Source organism: Spirosoma pulveris (assembly GCF_054781875.1).
In genome coordinates this window covers 2,033,239-2,044,895 of record NZ_BAAGTO010000001.1, presented here as the reverse complement: position 1 = coordinate 2,044,895, position 11,657 = coordinate 2,033,239, and the positions used below count along the sequence as shown (strand labels likewise).

10 protein-coding genes are annotated in these 11,657 nt (G+C 51.4%); 5 read left to right on the top strand and 5 right to left on the bottom strand.

Features of this window, described 5'->3' with window-relative positions; all coding sequences use genetic code 11:
- Positions 1-928, bottom strand: a 928-nt coding sequence (locus ACYVJM_RS08255) for a TonB-dependent receptor plug domain-containing protein (protein WP_461147713.1), incomplete at its 3' end; no start/stop codon positions are given.
- A gap of 370 nt (positions 929-1,298) precedes the next feature.
- Between ACYVJM_RS08255 and ACYVJM_RS08250 the strand changes: the two genes are divergently transcribed.
- Both ACYVJM_RS08250 and ACYVJM_RS08245 read left to right on the top strand, forming a co-directional pair.
- Positions 1,299-2,438 (top strand): FG-GAP repeat domain-containing protein, encoded by a 1,140-nt coding sequence (locus ACYVJM_RS08250; protein ID WP_461147712.1) that lies wholly within the window; start codon positions 1,299-1,301, stop codon positions 2,436-2,438.
- 77 nt (positions 2,439-2,515) lie between these two features.
- A complete protein-coding gene (locus ACYVJM_RS08245; protein WP_461147711.1) occupies positions 2,516-2,923 on the top strand; it encodes a hypothetical protein in 408 nt (135 codons plus the stop codon).
- Between the two features lie 93 nt (positions 2,924-3,016).
- On the opposite strand, the gene ACYVJM_RS08240 is transcribed toward ACYVJM_RS08245, so the two are convergent.
- Positions 3,017-4,516 carry a Gfo/Idh/MocA family protein gene (locus ACYVJM_RS08240; protein WP_461147710.1) on the bottom strand — a complete coding sequence of 500 codons (1,500 nt, stop codon included), beginning with the start codon at positions 4,514-4,516 and terminating at the stop codon, positions 3,017-3,019.
- A 54-nt stretch (positions 4,517-4,570) separates the two neighbouring features.
- On the bottom strand, positions 4,571-5,335 hold the full coding sequence (locus ACYVJM_RS08235) for a pseudouridine synthase (RefSeq protein ID WP_461147709.1): 765 nt from the start codon (positions 5,333-5,335) through the stop codon (positions 4,571-4,573).
- A 41-nt stretch (positions 5,336-5,376) separates the two neighbouring features.
- On the opposite strand from ACYVJM_RS08235, the gene ACYVJM_RS08230 reads away from it, so the two are divergent.
- Positions 5,377-7,173, top strand: a complete 1,797-nt coding sequence (locus ACYVJM_RS08230) for a CehA/McbA family metallohydrolase (RefSeq protein ID WP_461147708.1) — start codon at positions 5,377-5,379, stop codon at positions 7,171-7,173.
- 34 nt (positions 7,174-7,207) lie between these two features.
- Here ACYVJM_RS08230 and ACYVJM_RS08225 read toward each other — a convergent pair whose 3' ends face one another.
- A complete protein-coding gene (locus ACYVJM_RS08225) occupies positions 7,208-7,981 on the bottom strand; it encodes an SDR family oxidoreductase (RefSeq protein WP_461147707.1) in 774 nt (257 codons plus the stop codon).
- Positions 7,982-8,043: 62 nt separating this feature from the next.
- Positions 8,044-8,928 (bottom strand): 5-dehydro-4-deoxy-D-glucuronate isomerase, encoded by an 885-nt coding sequence (gene kduI / locus ACYVJM_RS08220; protein ID WP_461147706.1) that lies wholly within the window; start codon positions 8,926-8,928, stop codon positions 8,044-8,046.
- A 530-nt stretch (positions 8,929-9,458) separates the two neighbouring features.
- Between kduI and ACYVJM_RS08215 the strand changes: the two genes are divergently transcribed.
- Together ACYVJM_RS08215 and ACYVJM_RS08210 are read left to right on the top strand one after the other, a co-directional pair.
- Positions 9,459-10,199 carry an HAD family hydrolase gene (locus tag ACYVJM_RS08215; protein WP_461147705.1) on the top strand — a complete coding sequence of 247 codons (741 nt, stop codon included), beginning with the start codon at positions 9,459-9,461 and terminating at the stop codon, positions 10,197-10,199.
- A gap of 104 nt (positions 10,200-10,303) precedes the next feature.
- Positions 10,304-11,452 carry a TIGR03364 family FAD-dependent oxidoreductase gene (locus tag ACYVJM_RS08210; protein ID WP_461147704.1) on the top strand — a complete coding sequence of 383 codons (1,149 nt, stop codon included), beginning with the start codon at positions 10,304-10,306 and terminating at the stop codon, positions 11,450-11,452.
- Positions 11,453-11,657 lie beyond the last annotated feature (205 nt).

Below are 11,657 nucleotides of genomic sequence, written 5' to 3'. Positions count from 1 at the left end.
CCATGTTGGCGTAGGCCAGGTCTTCGGTGGCCAGGTATTCTTTGGCGTTGAGCACCTTGGGCTTGTTGGGGCCGATGGTGTTGACACTGAACTGACCATCGTAGGTCACCCGGCTTTCACCGGCTTTGCCCTTGCGGGTAGAGACCAGGATAACGCCGTTGGCTCCGCGTGCCCCGTAGATAGCCGTTGAAGAGGCATCCTTGAGGACCTCTACGTTGACGATGTCGTTGGGGTTGATGTAATCGATGGGGTTGCTGAACTGGTCGCCGGTACCCTGGGGGAGCATCACTCCATCAACCACGTAAAGGGGGTTGTTGGAGGAGTTGATGGAGCTGAAGCCGCGGATACGGACGGTGGTGCGTCCGCCGGGACGTCCCGAGTTGGTGTTAACCTGCACCCCGGGCATGCGGCCCGAAAGCGCCTGGTTGAGGGAGGACGTCGGGCGTTCCTGCAACTGAGCTTCCTTAACGCTGGTGACAGAACCGGTGAGGTCAGACTTTTTAGCGGTACCATACCCGATAACCACGATCTCGTCCAGCACCTTACTGTCAGCTTTCAGGCTGATGTTAACCGATGTCTGGTTGCCAATGCGGACTTCCTGAGAAATGTACCCGACAAAGGAGAAAACGAGTGTTGCACCCCCCGTAGGAATTTCCACTTTGTATCGGCCATCGGCATCGGTAACCGTTCCACGCTGGGTTCCTTTCAGGATAACACTCACACCCGGCAAGGCTTCATCCTTCTCATCAGTAACCCGCCCGCTCAAGGTACGGTCAGCTGTAATGGAAGGCTGATTTGCGAGTGCTTTTGCCTCAAGCGGCTTCTTGCCGTAAGTAAAATTAACACATAAGATAGCCAGTAGTAACTGAGTAATTACTACGCTTAATGGCCTGCCCAGTAGGCCTTGGGGAGGTAAGTGTTTTTTCATAAATGGATGGTTAAACGGTAATTAGTAATAATAAGGCTAGAGAGTTTTGCACTTTTCGATACTATTTATGGAATAAGTCTTTATATCCATACTAACTACTCATGGAAAAATGGAAAATAGGAGAATATTAGTGTAAGCTGGTTTAAGATTAATATTGGTATAATATGCTTAGCACTATTATTTGGACAAATTGACGTATGTTTTATGTAAATAAGTATATTGACTTATACGTATAAAGTCTGACTGGTGAATGCGTTTTCAAACATAGCAGGTGCTGCTGGCTGAGTGAGTACTAAAAAAATGAGTAGGACAATGGTGTCTTTAGTAGGGATTTAGGGCTAAAGTCTTTAATTAAGAAAATAAATCATCTATGCTCCGCCTGATTAGTAGCCTGATTATCTTACTTGTTGCCGTTGCTGCAACGGCTCCCGAGCCCGGCCTGCGTTTTACCCGCCAGTTTGTTGCTGCTGAGAGTTACGAATCTGTAGGGGTGTTTGATGTTGATAATGACGATACACTTGATATAGTATCCGGAGATTTCTGGTATAAAGGACCGGGTTTCTGGAACAGATACCTCATTGGGAATGAGCCCCGAAAAGACCAGTATTACGACGATTTCTCGACCATCCCGCTTGATGTAAATGGCGATGGCCGGCTGGATTTCCTGACGGGTGGCTGGTTTGATCAGACGCTGCGGTGGGTGGAGAACCCGGGCAAAAAAAATGCGGTCTGGCCACTGCATGAGATTGGCAAAGTTGGCAATGTAGAGACGACCCGCGCCTGGGATATTGATGGTGACGGCACAGTTGATATTGTTCCGAACAATCCGAATCACCCATTAAAATATATTAAGCTGATGAGCCCGGGGGTGTTCAAAACCGTTACAGTAGCTCCCACGCAGGGACACGGGCTTGGCTTTGGCGATATTAATGGCGACGGACGGGGAGACCTGATCATTCCGGATGGCTGGCTCGAAGCACCCGTCAATCGGGAAGCTGGTCCATGGACGTTACACAAAGAGTTCACCCTTGGCACGGCCAGTGTGCCCATCATTGTTGCCGATGTAAACGGCGATCAGCGTAATGACCTTATTGTGGGACAGGGACACAGTTATGGCCTGCACTGGTATGAGCAGATTCGGGACGCGTCCGGGCAGCGGGGCTGGACAAAGCACCTGATCGACGATAAAAATTCCCAATATCATTGTCTGGAATGGGTCGATATTACGGGCGATGGTCGACCTGAGTTACTAACGGGTAAACGATTCCGAGCCCATAACGGCAATGACCCCGGCGAAAAAGACCCCGTTGGGCTTTACTATTTTACGTGGGAAGCCTCAAAGAAGCAGTTTGTGAAACACACAATTGCCTATGGTCCGGCGGGGATTGGTAAAGGGACAGGCATCTATTTTGCTGTTGCTGACTTGCACAAAACCGGACGGAAAGACATTGTTGTAGCTGGTAAGGACGGTCTTTTTGTATTTTTTAATGAAGGAAACACAAAAAAATAGTGGCTCTTAGTCTATGTGCTTAGCAGATTTTACGTATTTTTATTTTTCAGTTTTATTCTTTCCGTAACAATCTGTTTATGCAGCGTGCTCAATTAAAAGAATTCTACGGCTATGGACTTATTCTGGCCGTATTGACAACCGTTCAGGTGTATTCAGTTTATGTCGCCACGACAACTGATTTGTCGCTCACCTGGAAGCATTACGTAGGCTTTGGCGCCACAGCGCTGGCTGGTATTTTGTGGGCGTTTCGTAAGCCCGGCTACCTGTTTTACGCGCTCGGCCTGACACTGGTACTGGGCTATGAAAACCTGATCGGTTTTACGCCAACGCTCGATTTCACCGCAACACGGTACTACTTTAACAACATGGCCTTTCCTGTATCGTATCAGGATTTTTCCATGTACATGCTGCTCATCTGGGCGTACGTAGCCCACGCACGCTTACGGACAATGGTTCAGTCTTTGTTAGTGAAGCGAGTGAGGTAAGCGAACTAAGCAAAATGGGTGGAGTGAGTGAAGTAGGTAAAGAACAGCTTTACCTACTTCACTCACTCCACCCATTTTGCCAGTTAATAAAATCTACGCTGTCAGCGTCCAGCCTTCGCGGTAGTCACGTTTCACGAACTGGTTGGCTTCATCCAGGTTCGTAATCTTCATGTTTTTACCATCCCACGTCAGGCGTTTGCGGCCTGGGTAGTTGAAGCCTTTACCATCGGCTTTCTGTGTCCGGAGGGTGTAGCTACGGATAGCCAGGTTACCCATCAGCACCGACTCGGTGAGTGGACCGGCAAAGTCGAACGAAGACGTGAGCGCCTTGTGCTCTTTGCTGTTGAAGCCCGCTTTACACGCTTCGGTCCACAATACCTGGTGGCCGTTTTCGGGTAATCCGTTGCTTGGCTTAGGAGCGGCCGCAAACTTTTCCCCACTCTTCGTGTACAACCGTGGGTCATCGCCGTACATGCCGCAAACCAGCAGGCCTTTATCGCCCTGGATCAGCACGCCGTTTTCACCGTTTTCGGGCATAGGCTCGCCTTCGGGCAGCATTTCCGGCCGGAAAGGACGCAGACCACCGTCTTCCCAAGTCATCGTAATAGCTGATTTATTCTTGGCTGTAGCCGGAAATTTCAACTCCACGTGCGAGGAGGGAGGGCAACCTTCGGGAATATACTCGGGAGTCCAGTCTTTCAGGAACACCTGACCGATACTGGTTTCCACTTCGGTGGGGTAGCCGAGTCCGAGAACGCGGAAGGGTACATCCATGATGTGACAGCCGATATCGCCCAGTGCCCCGGCACCGAAGTTCCACCAGCCGCGCCATTTGAATGGGTGATAGGCAGGTGTATAGCCAACTTTTTGAGCGGGCCCGAGCCACAGATCCCAATCCAGGTCGACGGGGGTTTCGGAAGCGGCTTGCGGAACCGGAATGCCCTGCGGCCAAACGGGCCGGTTGGTCCAGAGGTTTACGCTGTGCACGGTGCCCAGCAGCCCTTTGTCGAACCACTCCACCATCTGTTTCTGCTGTGGATTGGACGATCCCTGGTTACCCATCTGCGTAACAACTTTGTATTTACGGGCCGCTTCGGTGAGCATACGGGCCTCATAGATGTTGTGGGTCAGGGGCTTCTGCACGTACACGTGTTTGCCGCGTTGCATAGCGGCCATTGCCACAACCGCGTGGGTATGGTCGGCGGTAGACACCGTTACGGCATCAATCGATTTGCCTTCCTTATCCAGCATCTCGCGGAAATCCTTGTAGCGTTTCGCATTGGGGTGCTTGGTGAAGTTCTCCTTCACGCGGGCCAGTCCCCAGTCTACATCGCACAGAGCCACAATATTATTGGCACCTTTATTATAGGAATTGTTTGTATCGCTAAACCCTTTACCGCCAAATCCAACTCCGGCAATATTGAGTTTGTCACTAGGTGCAATAAAGCCTTTACCGCCCAACACGTGGCGGGGCACAATGAAGAAGCTTGCCGCAGCCAGAGCTCCGGTTTGCATAAATTGACGCCGTGATGTATTGGCATTCGCCTGATCGGGCGAATCCACACGGGGCGTTGACTTATCTGACTGATTCATAAGAAAACAGATATTGAACGGATTGAATCCACAAAAGCGAAGTGGTGGCTTTTTTTACTTTTTGGGGAGTAGGTTTTTAAATCCTGCCCCAAACAACACCCCCAACATCCGCTCAAACTCCGCCTGAAACGGGGCCGTAATCGTAACCAGCTCTTCCGAAACAGGATGCGTGAACAGAATCTGCTGCGCGTGAAGCAGCATGGTGTTCATCTCGAACTGCTCCTTGAATAACTTGTTCTGTTTGTTGCAGCCGTGCGGTCGGTCGCCGATGATAGGGTGGAGGATGTGGGCCATGTGTCTGCGCAACTGGTGCATCCGGCCGGTGGTGGGCGTCAACTCTACCAGCGAATAGCGGGACGTTAGGTGTTTGCCGAAGGCTATCGGAACCTCCGTTCGTTGGAGGGTTTTCAGGTGGGTAACAGCCTCCTGAAGTACCCCCAATCGGGATGCCGCGCCATCCCCACTGCCGTCGTCCTTTCGCAGGGGGTAATCAATCGTCAACTCGTCCGGAGTGTAACCGCGTACAATGGCCAGGTAGGTTTTGTGGACGGCCCCTTCCATAAACTGTTGCTGCATGATCGAGTTCATGGATTCGGTGAGGGCGAACAGGAGGACGCCCGCCGTTTTTCGGTCGAGCCGATGAACGGGGTACACGCGTTGGCCCAACTGGTCTCGGAGAAGTTGAACAGCAAATTCGCTGGCGTCGCTGGCAATCATCGACCGGTGAACCAGCAGGCCATGCGGTTTATTAATGGCAACCAGTTCCGTATCCTGATACAGTATAGAGAGGGGTTGCGTTGTATTTATTACCTGATCCATCGGCCCGCAAATAGCACAAAAATACACACATGGTCTTCTATATGCTCTGTACAGCGTTAGCTTATTTACATGGTGGTACGCCGGAGTGGTATTCCGGTGATGGTTATACACCGGAATGGTGTTCCGGCGGGCCGTCAGGCCAAAATGGCCGCCAAACAGGCCTGTCGGCCCGCCTGGGTACCACCGCCAGGCGGCCCTGTCCAGTGTACAAGAGCCGCAGCACCACTCGTTTTGCCATTGGCTTACTGTATTGCCTATTGTGCCTGATTTCGCTGAATGAGACCCGTGCACAGGGAAAACCGTCCGGCTCAGTCCATATTGAGGTGCGCGATGCAAAAACCGGCAAACCCACGCCCGTCCGTGTTCGACTGACCCAGGCAGGTAAGATTGTCAAGGTGTTGCCTACGCAGGTAGCTGCCGTGTCGTATGGCTTGTGGGATCACGCCGATGGATACGCTTACCAGCCCGACAGCTCGTTTTATGTACCGGGACAGTTTAGTCTTGCCCTGCCAGCGGGTACCTATCAGTTATCGCTGATGAAAGGCAATGAATATATCGACCAGAAACATACGCTGGTCGTGAAGCCGGGGCAGGTAATTAGTAAGACTTATACCCTAACGCGCTGGATCAATATGGCGGCACGGGGCTGGTACTCGGCCGACGACCATATCCATATCCGGCGGTCGCCGGGCGAGAATCAGGCGTTGATGCACTGGATTCAGGCTGAAGATCTTAACGTAGGTGTTTTATTGAAGATGGGCGATTTCTGGGAGACGTATTACCCGCAATACGCGTTTGGCGCAGCGGGCAATTACCGCGACGGAAACTACCTGCTGACACCCGGCCAGGAAGATCCCCGAACGCCCGAATTGGGTCACGCCCTGGGGTTTGGGGCCACCGGTTCGGTTCGCTACAAACAGGACTATTATTACTACGACAAGGTGTTCGATGAACTCCACAAACGCGGTGGCCTGACCGGCTACGCGCACCAGGCCGAATCCTTTCATGGCTACCGGGGGCTAACCCTCGACGGGCTTCGGGGTAAAGTCGATCTGCTCGAACTGCTGCAATACTGCGTATCGGACGAACCACTACACACCGAAAACTACTACCGGATGCTCGATCTGGGCTTCCCGCTTACGGCCACAGCGGGGTCAGACTTTCCCTGGTGTGGGCACGACCATGATCATGGTCCGCCCGAACAATCGGCCCGCATTGGCAACGCCAGGTTTTATACCTATCTCAGCAAGCCCTTTAGCTATTTATCCTGGAAAGAGGCCGTAGCTGCGGGCCATACCTTCGTCACCAGCGGGCCAATTCTTGATCTGAGGGCCAATAAGGCGCTGCCTGGCGACCGACTGGCCCTGACGAAAGGAGAGAAGCTGACGCTAAAAGCCGAAGCGGTTGGGCATCTTCAACAAATACCACTCGACGCCCTGGAACTGGTGGTTCATGGTAAAGTTGTTGGGCGGGTTACGAAAAATGATCCGGGGCAGTCGGCGGACCATCTCATTCTGACACTCGACTTACCCGCTTTAACGCATGGCGTTTGGGTGGCTGCCCGCTGTTATGGGGCGGGCAAGCAGGCCGCTCATACGACACCCGTTTATGTCAGTGTCGATGGGGGCGGGTTCCACAACCCCGAAACCGTAGCGAGTTACTTGTTGCAAAGTGAGCAATACTTACTCGAACTGGAAAAGGAGCTGGACATACACAGCGACAACCCGGAGTTTCGGGTGTGGTACTACAAGAAAGGACTCAAAACGCGCATTGACGAGACGCGGGAAGTAATTCGGGTTTTGAAGGGAAAACTAAACCAACCTGTACCCACGAACTGAAACCGAACGCGTCCCGGTCCGTGGGTACATACTATTACCGCCCCATCCAGCCGCCGTCGACGGTTAGTATCGTGCCGTGAACGTAGCTGGCGGCATCGGAGGCCAGAAAAACGGTTGGGCCTTTGAAATCATCGGGTTCGCCCCATCGGGCGGCCGGTATCCGGTCCAGAATGGATTTGCTGCGAACGGGGTCGTTGCGTAAGGCTTCGGTGTTGTCCGTCGAAATGTAGCCGGGGGCAATGGCGTTGACATTTACGCCTTTTGCCGCCCACTCGTTGGCGAAGGCTTTCACCAGACTGCCCACCGCGCCTTTGCTGGCGGCATAGCCCGGCACATTGACGCCCCCCTGAAAGGTCAGCAGCGAAGCCGTGAAAATGACTTTTCCGCTTCCCCGCTCGACCATCTCTTTCCCGATTTCGCGGGTGAGGATGAACTGAGCTGTCTGGTTTACGGCAATCACTTCATCCCAGTACTCGTCCGGGTGTTCGGCAGCGGGTTTACGCAGGATGGTGCCTGCGTTATTAACCAGAATATCGATGGCGGGATGGTCTTCTTTTACCTGTTCGATGAAAGCGTATAAAGCTTCACGCTTACTGAAATCGGCCTGGTAGGCGTTGAACGACCGGCCCAATGCCTGAACGGCCCCGGCAACGGCGCTGCCTTCCAGCTCCAGATTGGCCGAAACCCCAATAATGTCGGCACCCGCTTCGGCAAGGGCTTCGGCCATGGCTTTGCCAATACCGCGTTTGCAGCCCGTTACCAGCGCCAGTTTGCCGGTTAATGAAAATGTATTGAGTACTGAGCTCATGTATGAGTTTTATGTTAGGGGTAAGCACTCGCCAGCATGATAGAGACTACGTGGCTGATCGTTTACTTCAGATCGTTTATCGCGCAGAAGTCCATATCGCCATAGTCGAGGTTTTCGCCCGCCATACCCCAGATAAAGGTGTAGTTGGACGTACCGGCTCCCGAGTGGATCGACCAGTTGGGCGAAATAACGGCCTGTTCGTTCTGCATCCAGATATGACGGGTTTCCTGCGGCTGGCCCATGAAATGGCAAACACTCTGGCCTTCGGGTACTTCAAAATAGAAGTACACTTCCATGCGCCGATCGTGGGTGTGTGCGGGCATGGTGTTCCATACGCTTCCGGCCTTCAGCTCGGTCATGCCCATTTGCAACTGGCAGGTTGGAAGCACGCTGTTGACCAATAACTTATTGATCGTGCGGTGGTTGGCTGTTTCCATACTGCCCAGCGTAACCACCTCGGCATCGGTCCGGGCTATTTTTCGGGTCGGGTAGTTTTTATGAGCCGGGGTCGAGTTGAGGTAGAATTTAGCAGGAGCGCTGGCATCGTGCGAGATGAACTGGATAGCCTGTGTTCCCTGGCCAATGTACAGAGCTTCTTTATAATCCAGCTCGTACGAGGTACCATCGGCAACGACACGCCCCGCCCCACCAACATTGATAATGCCCAGTTCGCGCCGTTCCAGAAAGTAACTGGCTTTGAGCTGATCGGGGGTGTCGAGGGTAACGGGACCGTCAACCGGCATAATGCCGCCCGTCAGATACCGATCAAAGAAAGACAATACCCAGCGAAATTGATTCGGAACGAACAGCGTCTCAATGAGGAAATTTTGCCGGAGTTGCGTGGTATCCATGCCTTTCACTTCGCCCGGTGAGGAAGCGTAACGACTTTCAAAAATTGTCTGGAATGTAGTTTGGCTATCTGCCTGAGGGGTCAATTCGGTTTGCATAGGTGTAAAGGTGCCGGAAGGCAATGGAGAGTCTGTCTTTTTTATTGGTCGAAATAAAGCCTGGTCAACGTTGAAAAGTACAAAATGGTAAGTCTGTTACAAGTAGGTTCAATAACGAAAATAACCTTCTTGCCTTACCAGATAGCTGGGTATTTCACACGAATGTAGGGCGTTAATACAATTTGGTACGCCTTCAAACGATAAAAAATAACATTTTCTGTGCAAGCGTTACCGCAAACGTTTGCAATAATGTTTGTAGAAAAGTAGCGCATTCTTAAAAACGTTAAATTTTCTGCCAACTCTGAAATCATCGCTATTACACCTACATTCCATTAGTCTGTTGGTCTGATCGTGTTATCTTTTTAAAATTATATTCGGTCGACTAAAAACGGCCAATGCTTATGACAACTAACAATTGGGTAGGGGATCTGATAGAATTTGCCGAATTATTGATTTCTTAACCCCGCAAAAGTTGCTAGTAATGAAAGTTTACGTTGATTTGCTTACTTTTCCCTCTGATTCACTGAACTATGCAACCAATTGAACTAGTGGTATTTGACATGGCGGGTACTACCGTAACCGACCATCATGAGGTAGAGCGATGTTTCGCTGAAGCGGCCGTTGAAACCGGTTTGTCGGTTACTGATGAGCGAATTTTGGCTATGCAGGGACTATCCAAACGATATGTGTTTGAAACATTATGGAAAGAGCAACTGGGAGAAGATAGCCCCGAGGTTCAGCCGCAAGTCGATGTTTCGTATGACGCTTTCCGTCGAATCCTGGAAAACCATTACCTTACCCAGGGCGCTACCCCCACCGAAGGATGCTTGGAAACATTTGCCTATCTGCACGAACGAGGCATTGCCATTGCACTCACAACGGGTTTCTACCGAGTTGTTACCGACATTATTCTGGAAAAACTCGGCTGGCTGGCTGGGCTCAATGACCAGCGTGTTGGTACCGCAGAGAGTCTGCTGCAGGTGTCCATTGCCAGTGATGAAGTCGAGCGCGGTCGCCCTTACCCGCAAATGATCGAGCGGGCAATGAAACTGCTTGGCATAACGAATTCAAAGGCGGTTGTAAATATTGGCGATACGCCGTCCGATCTACTATCTGGCCGGGCTGCCGGGGTAGCACTGAATCTGGGACTTACCAACGGCACCCATACCCGTGAGCAATTGGAACAACACCCGCACGATCTGTTGCTGGGGTCACTCCGGGAGCTGCCCGCTCTGCTAAAGGCCCGGGAAGTATCAATGACTAACGTTTAATGAATATGGAAAATGAAAAATGTGTAATGAACAAAGGCCTTACTCAGAGATGATTTCGAGCGTGGTATTTTCCATTATTCATTAAACATTCTCCACTCTTAACTATGCCTTCTTACGATCTGATTGTTATTGGTGCCGGGGCTCTCGGCACTTTCCATGCCTATCATGCCGCTAAAGCCGGGAAACGGGTATTACTTCTCGAAAAAGACCGGTATCCCGTTGGTGCCACCGTCCGGAATTTCGGGCAGGCGGTACCCTCCGGTCTGGCCGGGCGGTGGTTCGACTACGGTCGGCGGAGTTTAGAAATCTACCGGGAGATTCAACAGGAAACCGATATCTCCGTCCGTCAGAACGGTACGATCTATATCGCTTCTGATGTCGATGAGTGGACGCTGGCTAATGAGCTTCACGACCGTTACCAACAGATTGGCTACACAAGCGAGCTGTGGACAAAAGCCCAATGCCTGGCGAAATACCCAACTCTGAAGCCCGATTACGTGGTGGGCGGTATTTATTTTCCGCAGGAGATGAGTGTGGAGCCCGAACAGATGATTCATCGCCTGATCGCTTTCGTTCAGCAGAAATACGGTGTCGATTACCGGTCTGGTTCGGTGGTTATTGATGCTCAGTCAACTGCAAGCGGGGCTACCGTCACGCTCAGTAACCGGCAGCAGTTTCAGGCGGAGCGGGTTATTATCTGCAGCGGGCATGAGGTACGGCTACTGTTTCCGGAAGTATTGGCTCAGGCCGGTCTGGTCGTTAGCAAATTACAGATGCTGCTGCTTGAGCCGGTTGCTGGTCTTGATCTACCGGGTAATATTCTGACGGGCCTCACCATTCGCCGGTACGAATCGTTTCAGGAGTGCCCGTCTTACGAACGAGTAGCAGCCAGCACGCCCGAGCAGTTGACCGAACTCAAAAAATGGGGTATCCATATTCTCTTTAAGCAGGCAACGGATGGCTCTATCATTGTTGGCGATTCGCATGAATACGCCGAAGCCACCCAGGCTGAAGACCTCGGCTACCATACGCAGGACTTTATCAATGACCTGATGCTGGCTGAGGCCCGGCGCATTGTTACCTTCCCATTAACCGTCCGAAAAACATGGGCCGGGTTTTACAGCCAGACCAAGGCCGAAATTTTCGAACATGCTATTGACGATAACATCCGAATAATGACCGGAATAGGCGGCAAAGGCATGAGTTCGGGGGCCGGATATGCCGAAAGCAACATCCGGCAATGGTTAGAATGAATTTGTGAACATTTTTGCAGATGAAAATATTTGGCAGTTGAATATTAAGGCAGAATATATATTCTGCCTTTTTGTTTATATACTGGTAATATATCCTTAATATTAAGCCAATAGCCAAATTATACTTTTGCGGAAATTTACTTAAGCAAACTAACCCGTCACACGTATGAAGCTCTGTTTACAATCTTCAGCGCCATGGCAACGG

Bases quoted from the DNA above. Each gene is read 5' to 3' on its own strand.
- ACYVJM_RS08250 (WP_461147712.1), top strand. From the start codon at position 1,299: ATGCTCCGCCTGATTAGTAGCCTGATTATCTTACTTGTTGCCGTTGCT.
- ACYVJM_RS08245 (WP_461147711.1), top strand. From the start codon at position 2,516: ATGCAGCGTGCTCAATTAAAAGAATTCTACGGCTATGGACTTATTCTG.
- ACYVJM_RS08240 (WP_461147710.1), bottom strand. From the start codon at position 4,516: ATGAATCAGTCAGATAAGTCAACGCCCCGTGTGGATTCGCCCGATCAG.
- ACYVJM_RS08235 (WP_461147709.1), bottom strand. From the start codon at position 5,335: ATGGATCAGGTAATAAATACAACGCAACCCCTCTCTATACTGTATCAG.
- ACYVJM_RS08230 (WP_461147708.1), top strand. From the start codon at position 5,377: ATGCTCTGTACAGCGTTAGCTTATTTACATGGTGGTACGCCGGAGTGG.
- ACYVJM_RS08225 (WP_461147707.1), bottom strand. From the start codon at position 7,981: ATGAGCTCAGTACTCAATACATTTTCATTAACCGGCAAACTGGCGCTG.
- kduI (WP_461147706.1), bottom strand. From the start codon at position 8,928: ATGCAAACCGAATTGACCCCTCAGGCAGATAGCCAAACTACATTCCAG.
- ACYVJM_RS08215 (WP_461147705.1), top strand. From the start codon at position 9,459: ATGCAACCAATTGAACTAGTGGTATTTGACATGGCGGGTACTACCGTA.
- ACYVJM_RS08210 (WP_461147704.1), top strand. From the start codon at position 10,304: ATGCCTTCTTACGATCTGATTGTTATTGGTGCCGGGGCTCTCGGCACT.